This is a genomic window from Porphyromonas gulae DSM 15663 (genome assembly GCF_000378065.1).
Lineage (GTDB): Bacteria > Bacteroidota > Bacteroidia > Bacteroidales > Porphyromonadaceae > Porphyromonas > Porphyromonas gulae.
Window position 1 is genome coordinate 36,689 of the sequence record NZ_KB899155.1, and the last position, 24,440, is coordinate 61,128.

Annotated in this window: 15 protein-coding genes and 1 pseudogene; 3 read left to right on the top strand and 13 right to left on the bottom strand. The window is 46.6% G+C overall.

Annotated elements, in window-relative coordinates:
- The first annotated feature begins 293 nt into the window (after positions 1-293).
- From F452_RS0104075 to F452_RS0104085, 3 genes are all read left to right on the top strand, one after another.
- Positions 294-1,688: a DUF4099 domain-containing protein gene (locus F452_RS0104075; RefSeq protein WP_018964967.1), complete on the top strand. Its 1,395-nt coding sequence runs from the start codon at positions 294-296 to the stop codon at positions 1,686-1,688.
- Positions 1,689-1,991: 303 nt separating this feature from the next.
- A complete protein-coding gene (locus tag F452_RS0104080; RefSeq protein ID WP_018964968.1) occupies positions 1,992-4,067 on the top strand; it encodes a type IA DNA topoisomerase in 2,076 nt (691 codons plus the stop codon).
- A gap of 94 nt (positions 4,068-4,161) precedes the next feature.
- Entirely contained in the window at positions 4,162-10,350 is a 6,189-nt protein-coding gene (locus F452_RS0104085) for a helicase-related protein (protein WP_018964969.1), read from the top strand.
- A gap of 22 nt (positions 10,351-10,372) precedes the next feature.
- On the opposite strand, the gene F452_RS0104090 is transcribed toward F452_RS0104085, so the two are convergent.
- From F452_RS0104090 to F452_RS0104150, 13 genes and pseudogenes are all read right to left on the bottom strand, one after another.
- Positions 10,373-11,164, bottom strand: a complete 792-nt coding sequence (locus tag F452_RS0104090; protein ID WP_018964970.1) for a nucleotidyl transferase AbiEii/AbiGii toxin family protein — start codon at positions 11,162-11,164, stop codon at positions 10,373-10,375.
- A complete protein-coding gene (locus F452_RS0104095; RefSeq protein ID WP_018964971.1) occupies positions 11,161-11,934 on the bottom strand; it encodes a type IV toxin-antitoxin system AbiEi family antitoxin domain-containing protein in 774 nt (257 codons plus the stop codon). Before F452_RS0104095 ends, F452_RS0104090 begins: the two co-directional genes overlap by 4 nt.
- A gap of 119 nt (positions 11,935-12,053) precedes the next feature.
- Entirely contained in the window at positions 12,054-12,365 is a 312-nt protein-coding gene (locus tag F452_RS0104100) for a helix-turn-helix domain-containing protein (RefSeq protein ID WP_018964972.1), read from the bottom strand.
- Complete coding sequence (locus F452_RS0104105; protein WP_018964973.1) at positions 12,353-14,404, bottom strand: bifunctional DNA primase/helicase; 2,052 nt, start codon at positions 14,402-14,404, stop codon at positions 12,353-12,355. Before F452_RS0104105 ends, F452_RS0104100 begins: the two co-directional genes overlap by 13 nt.
- Positions 14,401-14,793: a hypothetical protein gene (locus F452_RS0104110; RefSeq protein ID WP_018964974.1), complete on the bottom strand. Its 393-nt coding sequence runs from the start codon at positions 14,791-14,793 to the stop codon at positions 14,401-14,403. Before F452_RS0104110 ends, F452_RS0104105 begins: the two co-directional genes overlap by 4 nt.
- Positions 14,780-15,232, bottom strand: coding sequence for a hypothetical protein (locus tag F452_RS0104115; RefSeq protein ID WP_033317141.1), 453 nt, complete (start codon positions 15,230-15,232; stop codon positions 14,780-14,782). The genes F452_RS0104110 and F452_RS0104115 overlap by 14 nt, the downstream gene beginning before the upstream one ends.
- A gap of 635 nt (positions 15,233-15,867) precedes the next feature.
- Positions 15,868-16,083, bottom strand: a pseudogene (locus F452_RS10700) (IS982 family transposase); the annotation flags it as partial.
- A 266-nt stretch (positions 16,084-16,349) separates the two neighbouring features.
- The gene (locus F452_RS0104125) at positions 16,350-18,158 is read right to left on the bottom strand and encodes a gamma-glutamyl-gamma-aminobutyrate hydrolase family protein (protein ID WP_018964977.1); all 1,809 of its coding nucleotides are present in this window, start codon (positions 18,156-18,158) and stop codon (positions 16,350-16,352) included.
- A complete protein-coding gene (gyrB, locus tag F452_RS0104130; RefSeq protein ID WP_018964978.1) occupies positions 18,151-20,115 on the bottom strand; it encodes a DNA topoisomerase (ATP-hydrolyzing) subunit B in 1,965 nt (654 codons plus the stop codon). The genes F452_RS0104125 and gyrB overlap by 8 nt, the downstream gene beginning before the upstream one ends.
- A 57-nt stretch (positions 20,116-20,172) precedes the next feature.
- On the bottom strand, positions 20,173-20,958 hold the full coding sequence (gene mazG / locus F452_RS0104135) for a nucleoside triphosphate pyrophosphohydrolase (RefSeq protein ID WP_018964979.1): 786 nt from the start codon (positions 20,956-20,958) through the stop codon (positions 20,173-20,175).
- Positions 20,959-20,975: 17 nt separating this feature from the next.
- Positions 20,976-23,042: a protein-disulfide reductase DsbD family protein gene (locus F452_RS0104140; protein WP_026292173.1), complete on the bottom strand. Its 2,067-nt coding sequence runs from the start codon at positions 23,040-23,042 to the stop codon at positions 20,976-20,978.
- A gap of 36 nt (positions 23,043-23,078) precedes the next feature.
- Positions 23,079-24,053 carry an RluA family pseudouridine synthase gene (locus tag F452_RS0104145; protein WP_018964981.1) on the bottom strand — a complete coding sequence of 325 codons (975 nt, stop codon included), beginning with the start codon at positions 24,051-24,053 and terminating at the stop codon, positions 23,079-23,081.
- 19 nt (positions 24,054-24,072) lie between these two features.
- Positions 24,073-24,435: a hypothetical protein gene (locus F452_RS0104150; protein WP_018964982.1), complete on the bottom strand. Its 363-nt coding sequence runs from the start codon at positions 24,433-24,435 to the stop codon at positions 24,073-24,075.
- Positions 24,436-24,440: the final 5 nt, after the last annotated feature.

Sequence of the window (24,440 nt, forward strand, 5' to 3'; positions counted from 1 at the left end):
AAGGTATGATTAACGAAAGCACTATCCAAAAGACTTTGTTAACCAGACATCTTTTTAAACATGGTGTTATACAACTATGTGTTATACAACTACGGAACATTTTAAAGCAATTTCGCTATGTCTTACTTTAACTATCGATCACAATGTTACAAATAAAAATTGAAACAAGAAAATTTTTATATGCTTTATTTTTCTTCCTGTGATTTCCCGTGATTTCCCGACATCTATAAGGATAGGATTATTGCCTATATATTTGTTCCCATCAAAAACAACCACTTTAATAACAAGTAATTATGGATTCGAACAACAATGATTACGTGTTGGTCTTAGAAGACCGCACAGCCGTGAAAAACGACCAAGAGGTCGGTACGCTTTCTGTCATTTCGAGTATTGACGAAAGTGGCCAACTCAAGACCTCAGAAGCACGGGAAGCCAATCAAGCTTCCTTCTTGAAGTTCAACAGCAAGGATGGACTCTTCAAGAACTTTATGACCAACTTCCTCAAACAGTTCAATGACCCTTCTCGTTTCGGACTGTATAAGGTGGTAGCTAACAATGTGGAACAAGGTGTGGAGCACCTTCGCACAGCTCTTCAAAACAGACAAAGCCCCACAGTGAAAGCACAACTCCAAGAGAGTCAGGTACACTTTGAGGACTTTTTACCCATGCAAAAAAATGCTACAGCCATTGATCCAGAAAAGATTGATTGGCGTATGCTCGAAGATCTCGGATTAAACCGAGAGAAACTCGAAGCGAGTGGAGCTTTAGAGAAGATGCTCAACTGGCAGAAGAGCGACCTTGTGGGCATCGCTGTACCCTATGGCAACAGTTCTATTTATACAGAAGCACGCCTCGCTTTCCGTACTGATGATGATGGTAACATAGGCTTAGCCGTTCATGCTATGCGTAAAGAGCCGCAGTTGGATTTCCCCTATATGGGACATAAGTTTACTCCGGAGGAGAAGGAACAGCTTCTCAAAACAGGCAACCTTGGAAAAACCATTGAAGTAACTCCGAAGAATGGCGAGTCTTTTGCCGCCTATGTGTCTATTGATCCACAGACCAACGAGGTTATCGCTCTGCGTGCTGACCGTGTCTCTATCCCCAAAGAGATTAAGGGTGTTACTCTCTCTGATATCCAGTACAAAGACCTCGTAGAAGGCAAGGCGGTGAAAGTAGAAGGTATGACCTCGAAGAATGGCAAATCCTTTGATGCGACCTTGCAGGTAAATGCCGAGAAGAAAGGTATCGAATTTATCTTTGGAGAAAGCAAAAGTCTCCAACAGCGCCAAGATCAACAGCAGAAGCAAGGAGGAGTGCCTCATAAACTCTGTGGCTTGGAGCTAACCGAGAAACAGCGTGAAGCATTGAACAGTGGTAGCACGCTCTATCTCAAAAATATGGTAGATAAGGAGGGTAAAAGCTTTAATGCCTATGTACGTATGGATAAGGAGCAGAACCGCCCACGCTTCTTCAAATACAATCCTGACAAGAAACAAGGAAATGGCAAGGTCGAAGCCGTGGCTGAAGAACACAAGACGCAGGTAGCAGTCAATAACCAAGGCAAGAGCAACGAAGCCACTAAGCACTTAAAGGAACCTCTCAAATCCGGCCAAACACAGCTCACAGCGGAGCAAAAAGAGAGGCAAGAGAGAAAGACACAACAGCGTCGTGGACGCAAGATGTAAAAAGCAAAAGACTCGCAAAAGCGAGTCTCTGTAGGTGGCGGCAGTGGGGTTAATCACTATGTCTTAGGAATATATCATCTTTACATATAAAGGTCTTTATCTGCCACAACCCCAAGAGCCAATACAATATAATCCATAAGCCGTATCTCCTTTCTTGTAAAACTTAAAATTGTACAACAATCTGCAGTAAAACCGAGTAATAGAGGCAGCACATAACTGATTATACTAAAGCCTGAAGATATTCCCCACAAAGTGCGAGTCATATAGTAGGCTCAAAATTACAACTAAATAATTGAACAACAAATGAAAATATGTATTATTGCCGAGAAACCCTCGGTAGCTCGTGATATTGCCCGTATTGTAGGGGCAAATACGAAACAGGAGGGATACCTCGAAGGAGGTGGCTACCTCGTGACTTGGGCGATGGGGCATCTCATTACGCTGGCCATGCCCGAAGTTTATGGTTTATCTACCTATAAAGCCGAAGACCTGCCCATTCGTCCCGATCCCTTCCGACTCATCGTTCGCCAAGTCCGCAAGGATAAAGAACTATGTGATGATCCTGCTGCTCTAAAACAACTGAAAGCCATTCGTCATTGCTTTGGTTTGGCAGAACGCATCATCGTAGCAACCGATGCAGGAAGAGAGGGAGAGTTGATATTTCGCATGATTTATCAATACCTCGACTGCCACAAGCCATTCGACAGACTCTGGATTAGTTCACTTACAGATAAAGCTATCCGTGAGGGCTTAGCTCAGGTGAAAGCAGGGAGAGACTATGATAACCTTTACTATTCCGCTAAAGCTCGAAGTGAGGCTGATTGGCTTGTAGGTATCAATGCCAGTCGGGCCTTGTCGATCGCTCGTAAGGGAGGTTACTCTTTGGGACGTGTACAGACACCAACGCTTGCGATGGTATGCCGTCGTTACCTTGAAAACAAGAACTTCTCTTCTGTCCCTTATTGGAGAGTGAATGCCTTAGTGGAGAAGGAGGGGATCCTCCTCAAAGCCATTAGCACAAACAGCTTCGATAATGAGGTCTCGGCACAGACTGCTCTCAGTGCTCTCCTCAGTCAGGGCCGATTGTCCGTATCATCGCTCACAAGAAAGGTAGGAACTACCCCTCCACCTCTCTTGTATGATCTTACCACACTTCAGAAGGAGGCAAATCGAAAGTCTGGCTTCTCGGCAGAGAAGACACTCTCAATAGCTCAATCTCTCTATGAGAAGAAAGTCGCAACCTACCCACGTACAGGCAGTCGTTACATCAGTGAAGATGTCTTCGAGGAAGTTTCTGCTATTCTCAGTATGCTTGGAGAGGGCTTGACAGCTCCTCTCAACCGTCATAGCGTAGATAATGGTAAGGTCACCGACCACCATGCCATTATCCCAACCGGAGAAAGGGCATTGGGGCTCAGTGCAGATGAAAACACCATCTATCAGATGATTTGTACACGCTTTATCGAAGCCTTCTCTCCGAACTCAGAAGAGGAGCGTATGCAGGTCATCTTCACGGATGGCACCCATTCCTATATTTGGAAAGCATGTCATATTTTATCTTCCGGCTGGAAAGCCGTTGCTCAAGAGGGTAAAGAGAAGAACAAAGGAGAGGAGACAGAAAATGAAGAAGAGCAGTTGGCTTCTCTTCCCAACCTTACAGAAGGAGAAACCCTGCAGGTCAGCTCTGCCGGAATCACAACACACAAAACGAAACCTAAGCCCCTCTATACTGAGGCGACTTTGCTCTCAGCTATGGAACATGCCGGCAAAGAGGTCGAAGAAGCAGAAAGCCGTCAAGCGATGGCAGAATGTGGTATCGGAACACCTGCCACACGAGCAAACATCATCGAGACTCTGATTTTGAGAGAGTACATCCGACGAGAGAAGAAAAGCATCGTACCCACAGAAAAAGGACTTTCGGTCTATGAGATTGTCAAAGACGAGCGTATCGCTAATGCTGAGATGACAGGAGCGTGGGAAGTTGCTCTTTCTGCGATTGAAGCAGGTTCGGCATCTACCCAAGAGTTTAGTCAGCGTATTGCAGCGTATACCGAGCAAATCTGTCAGGAGCTTTTGAAGCTATCGCTTCCCCAAAAGAGCTACCCGACCTATCGCTGTCCCAAGTGTGGTAACGAAAGTGTCGGTATCTATGCAAAGATTGCCAAGTGCCGACACGAGGGCTGTGGCTTCGTCATCTTCCGAGAAGTTTGTGGCACATTTCTTTCTGAGGATAATCTCAGAGACCTGATCAATACCAAACGAACACCCATTCTCAAAGGCTTAGTGAGCAAGGCCGGTAAGAAGTTCAATGCTCGACTCGTTCTCCAAGACGACAACAGTACAACCTTTGAGTTTGAGGGTAAGAAAAAGAAGGGATAAAAACATTTTTTTCTTTCACCGCAAAAAACGAACAGTCGATAGTGCAAGATACGCTCTTCACTATCGACTGTGTAACCTTATCTGATTTACAACCATGGCATACAATAAGAAAGTTGTTTTAGAGGCTAATACCGAAGCTATTCGTGTCGTACTCCGCTTAGAGAAAGAGCGTCGAGAGGCAACCGAGGCTGAAAAAACAATATTGAGGGGTTACCAAGGTTTTGGAGGACTCAAGTGTGTCCTCAACAGATGTGACCAAGCCGAGGACATCCGACACTGGTCCGGCTCAGAGCAAAACCTATTTGTCCCCACGCAACAACTCAAGCAACTCATTTATCGAGAAGCAATAGATGCCCATACCGCCAAACGCTATTGGGATAGTATAAAGGCGAGTGTACTCACCTCCTTCTACACGGACACACATATTGTCTCAGCTATTGCCGACTCCATTGCGACAACCGGGGTTACCATCAAGCGATGTTTGGATCCTTCCGCAGGCATGGGAGCTTTTGCCGAGACCTTTGCCAAGCAGGTAAGTCTTGTCGATACCATGGAGAAAGACCTCCTGACGGCTCGCATTTCACAAGCCCTTCACCCCTATGGTGAAGGGAATATCTTCGTGCAGAATCAACCCTTTGAAGCCATTGGAGAAGTGGAGGACAAGGATAAGTACGACCTTGTGACAAGTAACATCCCTTTTGGAGACTTTATGGTCTACGACCGTAGTTATACCAAGGGTAAGGATGTACTCAAGAGCGAATCTACCAGAGCCATTCATAATTATTTCTTCGTTAAAGGGCTGGATACGCTCAAGGAGGGTGGGCTACTTGCCTTCATCACTTCACAAGGTGTCCTCGATGCTCCCCGTAACGAGCCTATCCGTCGCTATCTGATGCAAAACAGTCGGCTTATCTCGGCTATTCGCCTACCCTCGGGTATGTTCAGTGAGAATGCCGGCACAGAAGTCGGAAGCGACCTCATTGTCCTGCAAAAGCAGTCGGGTAAAGATATTGGCGAAGGGATGGAGCAAGCCTTTATCAGCACTTTCCCGATACCCAAAGGTGATGGCTTCTCTATTGCCTTTAATCATAGCTCTCTTTTTGAGGGTGAGTGGCAGGAAGTGATGAAACACACCATCGCCACAAGTCGCACGATGGGTACAGACCCTTATGGTAAACCCACGTGGGTCTATGAGTTCGATGGTGGTATTGAAGAGATGGCTCAAAGTCTACGCTTTCAGCTCTCAGAGGATATAAGGACGCGTTTTGACAGAAAATTGTATGAGACAGGCATTGCTATGACAGAGGAAGAGCGACAAGCTGAAGCCGAAAAGAAGCTCCGTCAATTGGGTGTAACAGCAGGCTTGTCTGAGTCCAAAGAGGAAAAAGGCAAAGGTGCAGAGGAGGATGACAAGATTAACGATGCCTACACGCTCCTGCCTAAGAGCATCGAGAAACAGCTACCTAAACTCTACAGCACTGAAGGGGAACTTATCGGAGATAAAGTCGCCTATGCTCGCTACTTCTTTCCGATGGGAGCTTACACAGCTTATTTGCTCGAATATGACCCCAAAGAGCGTATCGGCTTCGGTGCGGTAACCATGGGGTATGAATGGGAACTCGGTATTATGTCTCTCGATGAGATGGCGGAAGTCAATATACATGGCTTAGGCATAGAGCGAGATCTATACTTCAAACCTCAGAAACTTCACGAAATCGCGGAACTCGAGGACCTTGTTAGAGGACGATATACTAAGGAAGCTACTCCCGCGATGGAGAATGTATCAGAAGAGATTGGAGAAGAGACAGAGGTGGGAAAAACTGAGGTACAGAATACAGAAGAAAAGCAAACACCTACGGCCGGTCTTACGTCCCAAGAAGAACCCGCTCCCGAAGGTGTTCCTACGTTGACGCTACACCATCAATACCAGAAGGAGGTACCCGAAATACGAACAGATGTAGAACCTCCCCGAGAGATGAATGGTCAAACGGTCTACTTCGATGATGATCACCATCCCATAATGGAGAATCCTGATTGGTCTGAGACTTTTCTTTTTGCTCCGGAGGAGTACACCCTATGGACACAAGAGGTTGCACTGTTCAATGAGGGTATTAAAGAACCGATCTCTGCGTCCAAGCAGAAATCAAATACTACTTCCACGACAAAGACCGCTCATTCAACTACACAGCGTCGTCATAGAGCCAACAAAAAAAAGGAAGCAACAAGTGGCTACGAACGTAGTCTTTTCGACTATACAAATGAAAATGAGGCTTATCCGGTTCAATCTGCTATCGAGACTAAGAAAATCTTTGACGCTTCACCTCGCCCTTTTCTCTCTACGCCAGATTCACATCTGAGGGATGGCTCTATCGTCTTACAGAATGGTCAAGTGGGGTTTATCTCCGATCTGAAAAAGCATCCGACTTTCAATCCGATGGATTTGCCTTATGCGCAACTCTCAAAGCTCAAAGCCTACATTGAAATCCGTGAGAGCTATCACCGCCTATACGACTACGAAGCAATCAACCACTCCGAAGAAACAGAGGAGCGCAGTAAACTCAATCGACTATATGATAGTTATGTAGCTCGCTGGGGACATTTCAATCAGAAAAGCAATACCGATATCATCAAGATGGATGCCACAGGGGTGGAGATGCTCTTCCTCGAAAGGTCAGAAAATGGTCAATTTGTCAAAGCCGATATCTTTGACCATCCAACGGGATTCTCCACATCCGAACTCACCATTGCTGCCGACCCCTTGGAAGCACTCAGTGCTTCGCTCAATAAGTACGGCACGGTAGAACTTGACTATATGAGTTCTCTGCTTCCTGAGATGGAAGAGTCGGATATCCTCTCTGCCTTGGAAGGACGCATCTATTTCAATCCCGAGATAGATGGTTACGAGGTTGCCGACAAGTTCGTATCAGGCAATGTGATTGAGAAAGCCGATAGGCTTGCCTCTTGGTTGCTTGACCACCCCGACCATGAGGAAGGCAAGCAGAGCTTGGCAGCACTCATGGCAGCGCGCCCAACGCCAATTCCTTTTAGCGACCTTGATTTTAACTTCGGAGAGCGTTGGATTCCGAGTAGTGTATATGAGAAGTTTGCCTCCGAGTTCTTTGAAACGGACATTCGTATCAGTTACCATTCCAACATGGATGAGTACACGATTAGCTGTGATAGGAAGAATGCCAGTATCTGGCACAAGTATGCGGTACAAGGAGAGTTTCGTCGCTATGATGGTTTACATCTCCTCAAGCATGCCTTACATAATACCATCCCCGACATCAACAAGAACAAGGAGGTGGTAGATAAGACTACGGGTGAAACAAAAACTATCAAAGTCAGGGATGGTGAGAAGATACAGCAAGCCAATGCCAAAATTGAAGAAATCCGCCAAGGATTTGTCGATTGGCTGGGAAGAAGTCCCGAGAGCTTTAAGGAGCAACTTGCTGATCGCTACAATGAGCTCTTTAACTGCTTCGTCCGTCCAAATTTTGACGGCTCGCATCAATCTTTCCCTAACCTCGACCTCAAGAGGTTAGGGATTCCCGGCCTGTATAAGAGCCAAAAAGATGCCGTCTGGATGCTCAAAAACAATGGAGGGGGTATCTGCGACCATGAAGTAGGAGCAGGCAAGACTCTCATTATGTGTACAGCAGCCTACGAGATGAAGCGATTGGGCTTGGTGAATAAGCCGATGATTATCGGTCTAAAGGCGAATGTCTTTGACATTGCCGATACCTTTCGCAAAGCTTACCCTAATGCCAAAATCCTCTATCCCGGTAAAGAGGACTTCTCCAAGCAGAACCGTCAACGTATTTTCAACGACATCAAGAACAATGATTGGGACTGTATTATCCTTACCCACGAGCAGTTTGGAATGATCCCTCAAGCCCTCGAAATACAGCAGGCTATCTTGCAAAAGGAGATGGACTCGGTGGAAGAGAACCTCGAGGTGTTGCGCCAACAGGGTAGGGACATCTCTCGGGGTATGCTCAAGGGCTTGGAAAAACGGAAGCAGACCTTAGAGGTTAAGCTCCGAGATATCCAAGACAGCATAGCCGAACGCAAGGACGATGCCGTAGACTTTAAGATGATGGGCATTGATCACCTCTTTGTGGATGAGTCGCATCGATTTAAGAACTTGATGTTCAATACCCGTCATGACCGTGTATCAGGCTTGGGGAACCCCGATGGCTCACAACGGGCCCTCAATATGCTCTTTGCAATTCGTACCATTCAGGAGCGGTCGGGCAAGGACTTGGGGGCGACTTTCCTCTCCGGCACTACAATCTCCAATAGTTTGACCGAGCTTTATTTGCTCTTCAAATACCTGCGTCCGCAAGCCCTTGAGAAGCAAGGTATCAACAGCTTTGATGCTTGGGCAGCAGTCTTTGCCAAGAAAAGCACCGACTATGAGTTTTCAGTAACAAATGAAATCATTCAGAAGGAACGCTTCCGCACCTTCATTAAGGTACCGGAACTCGCCTCGTTCTATGCGGAGATCTGCGATTTCCGCACTGCCAAGGACATCGGTATCGATCGGCCAGAGAAGAATGAAGTCCTACACAACATTCCGCCAACACCTGAGCAGGAGGATTTTATCAAACGACTGATGGAGTTTGCTAAGACCGGTAATGCCACTCTTCTTGGTCGTGAACCACTAAGCGAAAAAGAGGAAAAGGCGAAAATGCTTATAGCAACCGACTACGCGAGGAAGATGAGTCTTGACCTACGCATGATTGATTCTGCCTACGAAGACCACATCGACAATAAGGCTTCTCACTGCGCCAAAATGCTTAACGACTACTACCAAAAGTATAATGCACAAAAAGGGACGCAATTTGTCTTCTCTGACCTCGGGACTTACAAGCCCGGAGAGTGGAATGTCTATTCGGAAATCAAGCGTAAGCTCACTGAAGACTATGGCATACCCTCATCAGAGATCCGTTTCATTCAAGAATGCAAAAATGAGAAGGCTAAAAAAGCAGTAATCGAGGGTATGAATAAGGGAAGTATACGCATCCTGTTCGGGTCCACCGAAATGCTTGGAACGGGAGTTAATGCCCAACAGCGAGCGGTAGCGATTCATCATCTCGATACGCCTTGGCGTCCTTCAGACCTTGAGCAGCGCAATGGACGAGCCATCCGTAAAGGGAACCTTGTGGCCAAAGAGTTTGCCGACAATAAGGTTGATGTCATTATCTATGCCGTTGAGCGTTCATTAGATAGCTATAAGTTCAATCTCCTGCACAACAAGCAGCTCTTCATCAATCAGCTCAAGACAAATACGCTCGGCTCTCGTACGATTGACGAGGGTTCTATGGACGAGGATAGCGGTATGAACTTCTCGGAATATGTGGCCGTACTCTCGGGTAATACAGACCTTTTGGAGAAAGCCAAGCTTGATAAGAAGATAACAGCTCTTGAGTCAGAGCGTAAGTCCTTTCTCAAAGAGCGTGATGCCGCGAGTGGTAAATTGGCAGAGATACAGCACTCTATCGAGTACCATACGGGAAGAGTGCAGGAAGCCAAAGCAGACCTATCAACCTTTGAGAGCCGAGTAGAGCGAGATGCTGAGAGCAATCCCATCAATAAGCTTATTCTGAAAGGCGTAGACGAGGGTGCAGACATCAAGGTGATGGCAGCACGCCTTCAGGAGATTGAGGAGAAAGCCCGCACCAATGGCGAGCATCACAAGATTGGGGAGATTTATGGCTTCTCGATAACGGTCAAGACCGAAAGCTCCATGAAAGACCTCTTTCAGATGTCGTCCAATCGATTTTTTGTCAAAGGGCAGGAAGGTATCTATTACACCTATAACAATGGTAAGCTCGCCAGTGATCCTAAACTTGCCTGTGCTAACTTTGTCAATGCCCTCGAACGTATCCCTAAGGTCATTGAGACACATGAGAAGGAACTTGCCAAGGCGACGGCAGATATTGGGGTGTACACGACAATTGCCAATGGATCGTGGAAGAAGGAGAACGAACTGCGTTTGCTCAAAGGACAAGCTGCCGAACTCGACCGAAAAATTGCCTTAGAGCTTGCTCCGCCTGAGCCTGAGAAGGAAGAAATCAAAGATGGAGAGAAGAAGAGGCAAGGACAAGGAGGAGTACAAAACACGACCTCTCAAGAGGCAACGCAAGAGTCTACTCACACTTTGCCCCAATACATGACAACGCCGCAGTCCTCTATGCACGCTCCTAAGAAGAGCGAGCCAGAAAACCCGGGCATCATGAGTCGTGTGGTAATCTCTAAGCCCAAGTGGAAAATATAAAAATAAATTGTGCCAAGATTCATTATAACAAATCAACTAGTTTCTCTTTTACCAATGTCCAAGCCTCCTGCGGAGAGTAATTTATCCCTGGACGAATAATAGCTCTCATATCTGAGAGGAACTCCTCGTCCTGCATCTTATCTTCCATATTCGCTAAGAACTGTTTTTTAGAAGGGACTTTGTCTACGACAAACTCCATATACTTTTGGTAACAAGCCAATACTTGTTCTAAATCAACATTTCCTTGCTTGAGAGACCAATACAAATCAAAGAGATCTCGACCTTTGCGACGTTGATACAATGCACGCAACTTTGTTCCTAATAACTCTTCTAATTTGTATGTATTGATGGTGGTCTCTCCTGAAAACCATGAATTCTCAACACGAAAAGGGAAGTCTTGTAGTCCCAGAACACTGAAGTGCTCTCGTGTATTGATTTCTATTTTAAGTCTGAGATTGACAATAGGAGGCATCTCTGATTCAAATCGATACAATATCGTGTTGTTATGAATGTGTTGCTTAACGACACGTTTTGTCCCTAAGAATGCTAACCGCTTACGGATTTCCATAAGGATTGGCTTTATGGGCTCTGATGAGATTTGAACTAAATCAATGTCCTCAGAGTATCTCACTTGGGGAGCAATAAATAGCTTATGCAAGGCTGTTCCTCCTCGGAAAGCCAAAGCATTGCGCAACAGCTCAGATTGAAACATCTCAACTAAAGCTCGACTAATTACCAAATCCTGCTCTACCTGGGCATCATTTGTCCACGGAGCTATATGTCGCCACTCTATAATATATCTTTGAGGAATCATAGGATATCCGTTGTTATTGTCTCATTCATTATAACCTTCCACTTTTCGTCAGCTGTACCAACTCTTGGTTTAGACAGAGAAAAAGGCACCTTATGTAGGATTTCAGATTTTAGAGAAGATTCTATTATTGTTGAATCTACACCAATGAAGTCCAAGATGTACCCTACTCTTTGTCGTATCGCAACAGGGTAGAAACGAACTAGTGATCTCATTTTAGACTTTTGTATAATATCAGTCAGTTCTTGAATAACCTCAATACTTCTCCCTAAACCGATTTTCTTTTGAGATATAACCAAATCGAAGATTGTTGCTTCTGGTGTGGAAACTTGGATATATCCCGTTCTTGTTTTTAATGACATAACAGACTCACTTTCCCAATGTTGGGATAAAGTAAAATCTATCAAATGCTTTCCTGTCTCAATATTCCTAATTTTTGTGCCTGATTGTGTTACAAAGAAACTCATTGGTTGTTGATGACCGGCACCATGTAAAGCTGCGGCAGATAATAGAGAAACATAGTAGGGAGTATGTAGGTATTTCATTAAGTCATCAATGAATAACACCTCTGGTACTCTATTCTGAGTACTAAACTCTGGAGTAACAATTGCATAAAAACCTTGTCTGATAGAATATAGTTTACCCAGCTGAGTATATCTAGAGATAGTTCTCTTTACTAACTCAGGAGATACTCCACGACTAATTAGTTCCTCGCGAGAGAATGTTAGTCGTCCCTCTGCAAGCACACTTTCAATAAAAGTTCCGTAAACCATCTTCAGGCAATCTACCTATTGTTCAAATTTGCAAACAGGGACACTTTTCGTCCCCATTTGCAAATTTAGACAATTAAGTTCGAGCATGCAAACTTCTGATATTCTATTTGTTGCAACATCTACTCCAATATTCTATCGTTTTCTAGCATCTCATCAATCTCATTTCGCTTAAAGAGTAATCGTCCATTAGCCTTAAGATAGGGTATTTTACCGGACCAAACCCAGTTGTAGACAGTCTTCTGTTCCACTTTAAGAAGTTTAGATACATCGATAATGTCAAGATACTCGGGCTTTAAGGGAGGGTGAATCTTTGTGTCGATCCTTTGCTCTTGTAGAACGAGCAGATGGTCGACTTTTTCTTCCAGAGATAAAATACGTTCAAACAGGCGTTTTTGCCAGAGTTCTTCGGTTTGATTCTCTAAATTCGACATAACTCTCCTCTTTGATAATACCCACTTGTATCCTGAGTCAGAATTTCCTGCTCCCTCATATAAGCAATATACTTCTTGGCAGTACGTTCCTTGATTTCCATCTCTCGCATCAGCACCTCACAGAGTTCTTGATATGAAAGTCTGTGGCTATGCTTAAACGCTTCTCGCACAACAGCAATAAGTTCATCTGTCTTACGCTTCTCCTTCTCCTCCTTTGATTTCTCCCCTCGATAAACGTGCATATCTAAATCCTTGTCCCAGCCAAAAAGTATCATCGGCACATCCAAAGGACTGCCATCTCTTACTTTCAGAGCCTTTACCACTGAATATTCGGGGTTATCATCTTTCTCAATAGATAAAATGCCAGCTGCCTTACGTTGTAATTCTGAGCCGATATGACCGCGGAGTTTGATACCATTGGGAACGAAGTGAAGCACACAAATAATGCAAGTATTATAAACCCCGGCTAAACGATAGAGGTCATCTACTATGGCAATACTCTCACTTTCGTCATTGGCCGAGCGTATGAGATCTGCAATACCATCAATTACAACCAGATGAATACCTCCATGTTTGTGGTGAAACAAATCCATACTCTCGCGAATCAGTTTGAGACGATCTTTTCGAGAGAAGGAGGCAAGGTATAACGAGTGATAAAATTCAGGTACAGTTGATAAAGAAGCCCTTCGTAAGGTCTTGCCTAAATTCTTATACAGCTGAGCTTCCGATTGTTCTGTGTCGTAATGCAATACAGCCAAGCCTTTGGGGTTAGCTGTAATCTCCAAGCCCAAGGTTTGTTCGGGATTCAAACGCTCTATGCCAAGGGCTCCGGAAAGAATAGCCGAGATATAATTGCTTTTCCCTGTGCCCTCACCTCCCGTAATACAGAGAAGATTATCTTGTGTTCCAAGGGGGACACCTTTTACAGACACTATGGCTTTGGAAGCATCCGGCGGGTTGTCATAATCTATCTCACAAGAACGTAGCATCATCATTGTTTGTGTATATATTTCCGATAGCCTATGAGTTATCAGGGCTCTAAGCTCTGCCTCGGTTTTACCCGAAGCGAAAAAGTCTGATATATCTTTCTCATTTTTGCCTCCTGCCAAGGGTAGAGTCAAGCTCAACACGTTGCGATGGGAGAGTATTTCTGCCTGGCGTTCGGCTTCTCTTTGTCCTGTTTCATCCGTGTCATAAAGGAGGATAATGTGTCGAAATCTGAGTTGTAAACTTTCGATAGTGGGCTCAGGAATAAGAGCCGTTTCACTGTTAAAGCAAATAGCATGAAAATGATGAGCAGCGAGTGTGAGTACATCTTTTTCTCCTCCCGTAATGAAGAGTATATCTCCCTTACTGGGGAGCTGCTCAAAACCAAAGATATAATCCTCTGTTTTCTCTCCTCCATAAAGAAAGCGTACTTTACTCTTGGGGCGATAGAGTTTTACAAAATCTCCCAATATATAGGCAAACATCGGCTCCTCCAGAGAGGATTGTAGGAAGTAGGGCTTCCCTTGAGATGAAATGGACTCATAACGAGCCAAGGAGCGAACATGGAAGCGTTCAAGGGTCTTATTGTTGATGCCATAACGCATCCAGAATTTTAGTTCTTCATTTGTAAAAGCTTGTTCGTATAACTTGAATCGCTTGAGGTGCTCTGTGCTTGTTATAGGTCGCTTAGGCTTGATAACAGGGGGAGAGGGACGTGGCAAATATCTCTTCCTTTCACTACTTTCATCTGAGATATTCAAATGTAGATCTTCAATAATACACTCCAAGACCTTACGAAAATCTGTTTTCACATCTAATCCCAAAATAGTAGCAGCAAACCAAAAACAGTCTCCCGAATACATATCATTACCAAAGTCTTTCATTCGGTAACACTGCGTTTTAGCATCCAAATAGATGTTGCAGGAGGCATGCCTATCGTCGTACAAAGGGTTTCTAAAGTTACGTTTGGGCACGAAATCAATCGGCATATAAAAGCAGAATACTTCTAAACCCCGATTGGTGCGAGCTAAGATTTCTTCTTTCAGATTCATAGTTCTTCAAATATTACCGTATCCTCGCCCATATAGCCTTTAATGATACCATCTTTGTAGGCATTCATTCTCTGCAAAGCTTCTAACCTGCGAAAGCCCTTGAAAGTTGCTCGTCCCGTCTTGATAGCAAGATATAAGCCCTTGAAAGGATAAACCACATGATTGCTCGACAGGTAGCGATAGGGAATAACTTTAGCTTCTCGCCAACGCGCCAATGATGCTTTCGAGATGCCCAAAAGGCGAAGAACATCAGAACTATTCAATTCTATTTTATCCTCCAGTACCGAGTAGTCACGTTTGAGTTCCAGAATGAAGCCTGTCACCTGTCTGATGTCTTCACGAAGAGCTCTGACTTCGTCAAGCAACGATAGAGGATTATTTGTGTCCATAATTCTTCAAAAGTTTCTGTACAACTTCGAACAATGATGCGAATAGTTGCTTCATGCTCTCATCATCTCCTTGCTCTTTCATTTGATGCACAAAGTGCTCAATGTGGAAAAGTATAACTTCTGTGTCTATTTGGAATAGCTTGCGTACAATCTCCATGAGGTCTCTTTGTTCGATAGTAGAGAACCATTGATGTTTCTGAGGAGTCGTAATAGATTCCACAAAGCCTGAAGGGAGATGAAGTAAAACAACCTCCTTGTCAAATGCCTTTGCACACTTTAGATAGGTGCGAAGATTGAGATTGCTCTCTAACTTACAAGCTTTAATAAAATTGGAGTATTCCATGTTTGCATTCATTGCAACTCTCTTGAGATTGGAAGAAGCTCGAAGTCTCATTTCTAAAGTTGGACAGACAATAAACAGGCATCCTTGTTCTTCCATTTTGGGGCATTTCTTTTTGGGCATCGTATAAGTATTTATATTTTTTACTGCAAAGTTCCATAGAGAAAAGCTCAGAAACAGAATATTATATTACCATTATTTGGTATTATGATACCATTGAGGAGGATTTGCCATGTATAGGTTAATGAAAGTCAGTGCACGGTGCAAGTCCCTTTATATATAAGGGCTTGCACCGTGCACTGAAAATTGTAGCCAAGAGGCTGATAAAATATTTCCTATCAAATAGTTTGGAAAGTGTTCCTGTTTTGAGTACTTTTGAACCAAAGAAATACAAGTGAGTATTTCCAATAGCAGTATCTATGAGTACTCTCTAAATACTCTCTTGTGGCTACAATTTGGCTACAATAAAAAAGAAAAAAGGCATAAAAGTCTACGATACAAGGAGTTGTGGGGTATTGTTCGCAAACCTCTCTCTCCGCAAACAAGGGTGTAAATCAGCAAGTTATGAGATTTACGCCCTTTTCTACACCCAAAAACTTACGAGTAAAAAAACTCCACCCAAGACCGCAACTGGGGTGGAGATGTTTGTTTAGGGCTAATCAATCTTCCTCAGAACTAACAATACAGCCCTATTATATAGTCGTCCCTTAAAAATGTTCTTTAAGGGACGACTACATATTGAGAAATGCTATCAACTTGAAGCCCACCCTGCTTTGCAGCTCTACAAAGCGATTATAAGAGAGAAGAAGTGGAAACTCGGATTGACAAGAGTGGGTGGTATGAAGATAAAAAGCTTTCAAATCTCGGTATTTTGACAGATGAAACGGGACCAGGACAGTCATGACCTCACTGTCCGACATCTTAAACTTTCTGTTCCTCCGCTTTTTGCTCTTTTTGAGATCCTTTCGGACAAGGGTAACGAGTAACAAAAAAAGATCGCCTTAAAAACAAAAACCCGCCCTGCGCAATAAGCACAGGTCGGGATCTCGCAATCTAAAGAATGTCTCCCGACAGCCTTCGATCTTCTTGTTAACCTTAAAATCTAATACTATTATGAAAAAACCACGATGCAAAGATAGAGGTTATTTTCACATTTGCAAATAATTGTACACCAAAATCGAATCTTTGGCAGCTAAAACGCACCGAAAGACTACATCTAGTGACACTTTGATCTTTCTTGCACATCGTGCATTACTCGAAGAAAATTTTCGCCCCAAAGTAGCTTGAGTTGATCCGAAGTATAGCCGCGACGTAGAAGTTCGACAGTCAGATTGATCAGGTCATTGGCTCCCCTACAGCCGACTAACTCCCCATCTCCATCGAAATCAGAACCGATACCTACGTGCTCGATGCCCAACAACCTGACGAGGTAGTCGATATGGTCTGCAGCATGCCGCACAGAAGCCTCTTCCTCCTGCTCGAAGATGAATCCGGCATAGAGGCAAACCTGAACCACTCCTCCATTGCGGGCTATGGCGAGGGCTTCTTCGTCTGTCAGGTTGCGTGCATGATCGCATAGGGCGCGAGCCGAAGAGTGACTGGCCACGATCGGGGCAGTACTGATTTGAAGGACATCACGAACGGTGGTAGGAGCCGTATGGGATACATCCACCATAATCCCCAACCGATTCATTTCCCGAACGACCTCCCGACCAAAGTCACTCAGGCCGTTATGCTCATGCTTGCTCTTACGCGCAGAGTCGCATATATCGTTGTCGCCATTATGGCAGAGCGTGATATAGCAGACTCCCATGTCACGAAACCGCTCGATATTAGCCAACTCTTTGCCTATGGCATAGCCGTTTTCTATGCCGGGGATAATGGCACGCAAACCTCTACGTTTAGCCTCTCGCACCTCTTCGGGATTGGTCGCCAGCATCAGACTTTCGGGATGCAAGAGCACTTGGGAACGAATAGCCTCCAGTTTCTCCGTAGCGTAGTCCGTAGCCTGTTTCAGTGAGGCATCATCGCGCTCGCCCTGCGGAAGATAGGCAACCATGACACAGGCATCGACAAGTCCTTCGCACATCTTGGGGCCATCGACCAGCGTATTTCCTCTCTTCATAAAATCGAAATCCGGAGTAAAATGCATGGGCGTATCCACATGCGAATCCAGCACAATTACAGAGCGGTGCACCGCTTTGGCTCTGGCAAAGAGAGATGCCTCGGCGACCAAATGATCGAACAGCTTCTGCTGACGGGCATCACCGGCATAGGCCATTTGCTCCGGATGCCACTGTACCGAGAGGATAGGCTTCTCCGGATAGGCCTCCATGGCTTCGATAATGCCATCGGACGAAAGGGCTGTCACGCGGAAAGGTTTCGGTGCTCTGCTGACTGCCTGATGATGCAGGCTGTTGACTTGTATTGATTTGCCATCGCTTAGGCCAAGTACCCGAGCCAATACGGAATCGCCTTGCAAGCGGACTTGGTGTGCCGCAAACGATATGGGGATTTTCGGATTATGCCCCAGCGGATTTTCCAACCGGGCATATATGTCCTGATACATCCCTCCACCGAAAGCTGTCGCAAGGAGTTGATGCCCCCGACAGATACCGAGGATCGGCACATTGCGGCGTGAGGCTTCGGCCACCAATAGCAGTTCGCTCCGATCTCGCTCAGGATTGACTTCGCCCAGTGTGGGGATCGGGTCTTCTCCCAGATAGGAAGGGAGCAAATCGTCTCCACCGGAAAGAATCAGTCCATCGATGAGCGTGGCATAATGGCGTATAGTCCTCATATCCGCAGTCAGAGGAATAAGTAGAGGCAAACCGCCGGCACGGATCACGGACTCGGTATAGGCTCTGGCGATACACGAGCCGGAGGCATTGTAATTGGCCGTCAAGCCGATAACAGGCCGAGAAGGAGACTCTCCTCCCTCAAAAGCTTGCGGCGCACCGTCAAGCTCTTCATAGAGCTGTCGGAGCGCCGCAGGATAGTACTGATAGTTCTTAGGACTAAGCATCTATTCTTGCATAAGTAGCATTTTCTTCTATAAACTCCCTGCGCGGACCCACCTCATCTCCCATCAGCATGGAGAATATGGCGTCTGCTTCAGCAGCATTCTCGATCGTCACCTTACGAAGCGTCCTCTTCTCCGGATCCATCGTCGTCTCCCAAAGCTGTTCCTCGTTCATCTCACCAAGACCCTTGTAACGCTGTACATGCACACGGCTTTCATTACCATCGGCATAACGGTCGATAAACGCTTGCCGCTGCTGCTCCGTCCAGCAATACTCCTGTTCTTTCCCCTTCTTGCAAAGGTAGAGAGGAGGAGTAGCGATGAAGACATAGCCGTTTTCTATAAGCGTACGCATATTCCTGAAGAAGAACGTAAGGATGAGCGTAGCGATATGACTACCGTCCACATCAGCATCGGTCATGATCACCACCTTATGATAGCGAAGTTTGGAGAGATTGAGGGCTTTACTGTCCTCTTCCGTTCCGATCGTCACCCCCAAAGCAGTATATATGTTGCGGATTTCTTCGCTTTCGAATACCTTGTGCTGCATGGCTTTCTCCACATTGAGGATCTTTCCTCTCAGCGGCAAGATAGCCTGAAACTCACGGTCGCGTCCTTGCTTGGCGGTTCCACCGGCCGAATCACCCTCGACGAGGAAGAGTTCGCACTGCTCCGGATCTTTGGAAGAGCAGTCGGCCAGCTTACCCGGCAGTCCTCCACCGGACAAGGGCGATTTGCGCTGCACCATTTCGCGAGCCTTACGGGCTGCCTGACGAGCGGTTGCTGCCAATACGACTTTGTCCACGATCAGCTTAGCTTCTTTCGGATGCTCCTCCAGATAGTATTCGAGAGCTTCGCTTACAGCCATATCGACTGCACCGGTCACTTCATTATTGCCGAGCTTGGTCTTGGTCTGTCCTTCGAACTGGGGTTCGGCCACCTTGATGCTGATCACGGCAGTCAGTCCTTCGCGGAAGTCGTCGCCGGTGATCTCCACCTTCACCTTATCCAAAAGCTTGGAGTCCGTGGCATACTTCTTCAAAGTTCGAGTAAGTCCACGACGGAATCCGGCCAAGTGCGTACCGCCTTCGATCGTATTGATGTCATTGACGTAGCTATATACATTCTCCAGATAGGAAGTATTGTATGTCATGGCTACCTCCACGGGGATCCCTTGCTTCTCGGTAACGATGTGGATAACGTTGTCCACCAGTGGTTCTTTCATACGGTCGAGGTGACGGACAAACTCCTTCAGCCCTTCTTCCGAATAGAATACATCTTGCTTATAACCGCTACCGTCTTCCTTGATTATTCGCTTATCCGTCAGCGAAAGAGTGATCCCCGCATTCAGATAGGAAAGCTCACGAAGGCGTTTGGCCAGTATCGAATATTGGTATTCCGTAACAGAGAAAATAGAGCTGTCCGGCTTGAACTGAATAGTTGTCCCCGTACGATCCGTGGAGCCTATCACCTCCACATCGTGCAACGGTTTGCCACAGCTGAATTCCTGCATATGGATCTTCCCGTCACGATGCACCTCAGCACGCAAATACGTGGAAAGCGCATTCACACAGGAAACACCCACTCCGTGCAAACCTCCGGAGACCTTGTATGAACCCTTGTCAAACTTACCTCCGGCATGCAGTACGGTCAAAACCACTTCGAGAGCACTCTTACCTTCTTTCTCGTGATAGTCCACCGGAATACCGCGACCATTGTCACGAACCGTAATGGAGTTATCTTCTTCTATGATTACCTCTACATTGTCGCAGTATCCGGCCAAAGCTTCGTCTATCGAGTTGTCCACAACTTCATAGACCAGATGGTGCAATCCCTTTTCGCTGATGTCACCTATATACATGGCCGGTCGCTTGCGGACAGCTTCCAAGCCTTCCAATACTTGGATATTGCTGGCCGAATATTCCGATGCCGAGGTATTCTTTTTAATGTCTTCGTTCATTATAGTAATAATGCTAAATCGTGCTTACAAAGATAGCTTTTTCCCCTTGGAACGAGGTTAGAATCCTTTCTGCTTTGCCTCATTCCACAGCGCATCCATCTCAGAAAGAGTCATGTCTTTGAGGGCTTTGCCCTGCTGTCCGGCTCGCATCTCCACATAGGAGAAACGGCTGTCGAATTTTCTATTGGTACGTTCGAGAGCATTATCCGGATTGATACCATAAAGACGGGCAGCATTCACCACGGCAAAGAGCAAGTCCCCGAATTCTGCCTCCATGGCATCGGTATCTTCAGAGGCAATAGCTCCTCGGACTTCGTTCAGCTCCTCGTCCACCTTCGGCCATACGTGCTCTCGCTGCTCCCAGTCGAAGCCTACGCCGGCAGCTTTCTCCTGCATGCGATAGCTCTTCACCAAAGCGGGAAGAGACTTCGGCACACCGGCGAGAACGGACTTGTTCCCATCCTTTTCTCGGAGTTTGAGTTGCTCCCAGTTGCGTACCACTTCGGCAGCATTTTCCACCTGCACATCGCCGTAAATATGCGGATGCCGATAGATCAGCTTGTCGCAGAGGGCATGGCAGACCGAAGCAATATCAAACTGGCCTTTTTCCTCTCCTATCTTGGCATAGAAAGTCACGTGCAGCAGGACATCGCCAAGCTCCTTGCGAATCTCGTCCGGACACTCGCCCAGAAGAGCTTCGCTCAGCTCATAGACCTCTTCTATTGTATTTGTTCGAAGGCTTTCGTTCGTCTGTTTCCGATCCCACGGACACTGCTCTCGCAACGTATCCAAGACATCCAGCAGACGGCCGAAAGCCTCCAACTTCTCAGCGCGTGTATGCATCGCCTGATGAAAAACGATTACTTGTTTTTGCGCTTTTTGAATTCTTGCAAACCACCTTTCAGGAAGTCTACGTACTGAGGTACATCCTCATTATATGAGTAAGATGCACTCAGGGGCTTGCCTTCGTGGTCAATTGCCACATAGAAAGGCTGAGCATTGGCTCCGAACTTGTGGCTCTGGAGGTAGCTCCACTTGTCGCCCACGGTGCGCAGAGTCTTCTCTTTGCCATCGAATACGATGGTCAGAGGTTCGGCCAGAGGCTTCTTCTCATCCACCATCAGGGTAATGAGCACATAGTCCTTTTCCAACATGCTCTTTACCGTAGGATCGATCCATACGGCGTTCTCCATCTTTCTACAGTTCACGCAGCCATGGCCGGAGAAGTCGAGGAGCACAGGCTTGTTCTCCTGACGAGCAAAAGCCATACCGGCCTCATAATCCGTAAAGTGAGCATGAACTTCGCCACTATAAAGATTGAAGTCCTGCGTGTGGAGCGGTGGTGCAAAGGCACTCACAGCCTTGAGCGGAGCGCCCCACAAGCCGGGGATCATATACACGGCAAAAGCCAAAGAAACGGTAGCCATCATAAAACGCGGCACAGAGAGATACGGCCATTCGCTATCATGACTGAAACGAATCCATCCCAAGAGATAGCAACCGAGCAGAGCGAAAATGACAATCCAGAGAGCGAGGAAGGTCTCACGGTCGAGAATATGCCAGCCGTAGGCCAAGTCCGCCACGGAAAGGAACTTGAGAGCAAGCGCCAATTCGAGGAAGCCGAGTACCACCTTCACCATATTCAACCATCCTCCGCTCTTAGGCATGCCCTGCAACCAGCTGGGGAAGACGGCAAAAAGGGTAAAGGGCAAAGCCAATGAAGTGGCAAAGCCAAGCATACCCATGGCCGGAGCCAGTTTGGAGCCGGCCGTAGCGGCCTGTACCAAAAGTGTACCGATAATAGGACCGGTACATGAGAAAGACACCAAAGCCAGCGTAAAGGCCATGAAGAAAATACTGAGCAAACCGGTTGTAGAGTCTGCCTTGCTGTCCAGTTTGTTAGTCCAAGATGACGGCAACACCAGCTCGAATGCTCCGAAGAAAGAGATGGCGAAGACTACCAGCAGCAGGAAGAATATGATGTTGAAGACCGCATTCGTAGCCAAACTATTCAGAGAATTGACACCGAAAATACCCGTGATGAGCAAGCCGAGCACCACGTAGATAACGATAATGGAAGCACCATAGGTAAAGGCATCCCTTACGGCTTTCTTCTTGTCCTTATTGCGCTTGAGGAAGAAGCTCACCGTCATCGGGATCATAGGCCATACGCAAGGAGTAAGCAAAGCGACAAAACCATAGAGGAAACCGTAGAGGAAAATCTTCCAGGGAGCACTCTCCGCCTGTTTGAGCGTATCATCGCCGTATGCACGCAGTTCGCTCACAACCGGCGTCCACAGGTCTGCTTTGGACGAAAGAGCATCGGCAGCATCGGCCTGCGATGCGGTATCCGCTGCAACCTCAGCAGCAACCGCTTCGGCAGCCATATCAGCTTCTGCGGCCTCTGCTTCGGTAATAGGAGCTGCCGCCTTGCTCTTGATCATCGAAGCATCGAAAGAGAAGTCGCTCGTTTCGGGAGGCAGACAGTTTTCATCATTACAAGCCATGAAGCGGACACCACCCTTGATAGAGAACTTGGCAGGATCCGTCACCTGAATTTTCTGGCGGAAAGAGACAGTCTTCTCATACCACCTCAGATTCATTTCGAACTGCTTGTCGTATTGGTCGATGGGAGTTTTGTCGGGAGTAGCCTTACCGACCAGTTTGGCTCCTGTCATCTTATCGAACAGAAACTCCGTAGATGTAGGGCCATCCTCGGGAAGGTTCTGGTCATAAAGGTGCCATCCGGATTTGATCGTCGCCGTAAACACCAATGTTTTCTCGGGCGTATCGCTGTCCTGCAAAGAGGTCTTCCAAACGACTACGTCCTTGATAATCTGGGCAGATGCCCCAATGGGCAACATAGAGAGAAACAGGAGGGTTAAAGCTACCGTCCATTTGCTGTTTCTGAGGTTCATGTTTGTCATTATTATATGTTGGATTATTAAAATTTAGTCAGGTACCTATTTGGAACGCGTTTTCTTCTTCGATATTGTTTCGATTGCTGCAGAACCCTCTTCGATATGCATCAGCCTGCGAAAGAGCTTGGACAAAGGCAGCTTGTATTCCTGCGTCTCACCGGTTTCCGGATGGCGGAATACGAAGCGCGTCCCCTGCATAGCCAGGCAATCCAGATGGCGGAAAGAACTACCCTGCCGCCAATCGCCTGCGATCGGGATCCCCAGCTGCCCCATCTGCCGACGGAGCTGATTGTTCCGACCACTCAGTAGTGTTACCTCCACGAGCGAGCATACCGGTCCCCGACGAATGACTTTGTAACGAGCCGTTCCGGCCGAATCGCCGGAGGGTGCTTCGGGCACGATGCGAGACTGCTTGCCCTTGGTCGGCATTTGATGTCGAGGAGCATCCAGTGTACCTTCGGCATCGGGCATATCCCCTTCGATGGCTATCACGAAACGCTGCTCCAATACCACCTTCTGCCACTTGTCCACCACGAAGGCCTGCACTTTTTTGCTCTTGGCAAAAAGCACCATTCCGGCAGAGTCTTTGTCCAGCCTGTTCAGCATAAAGATCTTCAGCTCGGGGTCGTATTGCTTGAGATGATCGCTAACAATACGCAGAGCAGTCCTATCCTTATTGACACCACTGGCTACGGTGGACACACCGGCTTTCTTCTCGATCAGAACGAAATAATCGTCCTGCCAGATGATGCGCACCAAAGGGTGGCGAAGCTCTTCCGGTAGCTGTGTCCGATGTACGACAACCTTGTCGCCGACTTTCAGTTCCGCATCGTGTCGTGTGATGGGTATGCCATTGACGGAAACACGCCGCCCCGTCAAGATCTGCTTGACGGCTGTACGACTATTATCCTTCAGTATGCCAATGAGAAATGGCAAAAGGGTGTCTTCTTCTCTGACCTCGAAGACCTTGTCCGACTGACGCCTCAGGCGTGGCGACCGACTTTTGGAGGGTTGCATATTTCGTTAGTGAAGAGTCTTATTTCTTCTTTTTATCTTGCTCCCCTTGTCCTTTCTTAAAAAGCAAAAGCAAGGAGGCATAAATCATATAGACGACGCCGATGGAAAAAAACAGGAGCCAAAGCGAATCCTCTCTTATAAATACCAATACGGCAGAAACAACAAAGAATGCTCCGGAAAGGACATTCATCCTATAGAGTCTTCGCGTGCGAGTATCCAAATCCGCGACAGGGGACAGAGCATAGGACAGCAAGTAGAGCACTGCGCCCAAAGCATAGAGATAATCTCCGGGCGCAAAGCGCACCAGCCTGCATGCTGCCCCGAATATCAAAAAGAGGCTGCCGACGCGGTAGCTTATTTCGCGAATTTGCTGCGGATTCATCCCTA

Coding starts and splice junctions, on each gene's coding strand:
- F452_RS0104075 (WP_018964967.1), top strand. CDS start 294: ATGGATTCGAACAACAATGATTACGTGTTGGTCTTAGAAGACCGCACA.
- F452_RS0104080 (WP_018964968.1), top strand. CDS start 1,992: ATGAAAATATGTATTATTGCCGAGAAACCCTCGGTAGCTCGTGATATT.
- F452_RS0104085 (WP_018964969.1), top strand. CDS start 4,162: ATGGCATACAATAAGAAAGTTGTTTTAGAGGCTAATACCGAAGCTATT.
- F452_RS0104090 (WP_018964970.1), bottom strand. CDS start 11,164: ATGATTCCTCAAAGATATATTATAGAGTGGCGACATATAGCTCCGTGG.
- F452_RS0104095 (WP_018964971.1), bottom strand. CDS start 11,934: ATGGTTTACGGAACTTTTATTGAAAGTGTGCTTGCAGAGGGACGACTA.
- F452_RS0104100 (WP_018964972.1), bottom strand. CDS start 12,365: ATGTCGAATTTAGAGAATCAAACCGAAGAACTCTGGCAAAAACGCCTG.
- F452_RS0104105 (WP_018964973.1), bottom strand. CDS start 14,404: ATGAATCTGAAAGAAGAAATCTTAGCTCGCACCAATCGGGGTTTAGAA.
- F452_RS0104110 (WP_018964974.1), bottom strand. CDS start 14,793: ATGGACACAAATAATCCTCTATCGTTGCTTGACGAAGTCAGAGCTCTT.
- F452_RS0104115 (WP_033317141.1), bottom strand. CDS start 15,232: ATGGAAGAACAAGGATGCCTGTTTATTGTCTGTCCAACTTTAGAAATG.
- F452_RS0104125 (WP_018964977.1), bottom strand. CDS start 18,158: ATGCTTAGTCCTAAGAACTATCAGTACTATCCTGCGGCGCTCCGACAG.
- gyrB (WP_018964978.1), bottom strand. CDS start 20,115: ATGAACGAAGACATTAAAAAGAATACCTCGGCATCGGAATATTCGGCC.
- mazG (WP_018964979.1), bottom strand. CDS start 20,958: ATGCATACACGCGCTGAGAAGTTGGAGGCTTTCGGCCGTCTGCTGGAT.
- F452_RS0104140 (WP_026292173.1), bottom strand. CDS start 23,042: ATGACAAACATGAACCTCAGAAACAGCAAATGGACGGTAGCTTTAACC.
- F452_RS0104145 (WP_018964981.1), bottom strand. CDS start 24,053: ATGCAACCCTCCAAAAGTCGGTCGCCACGCCTGAGGCGTCAGTCGGAC.
- F452_RS0104150 (WP_018964982.1), bottom strand. CDS start 24,435: ATGAATCCGCAGCAAATTCGCGAAATAAGCTACCGCGTCGGCAGCCTC.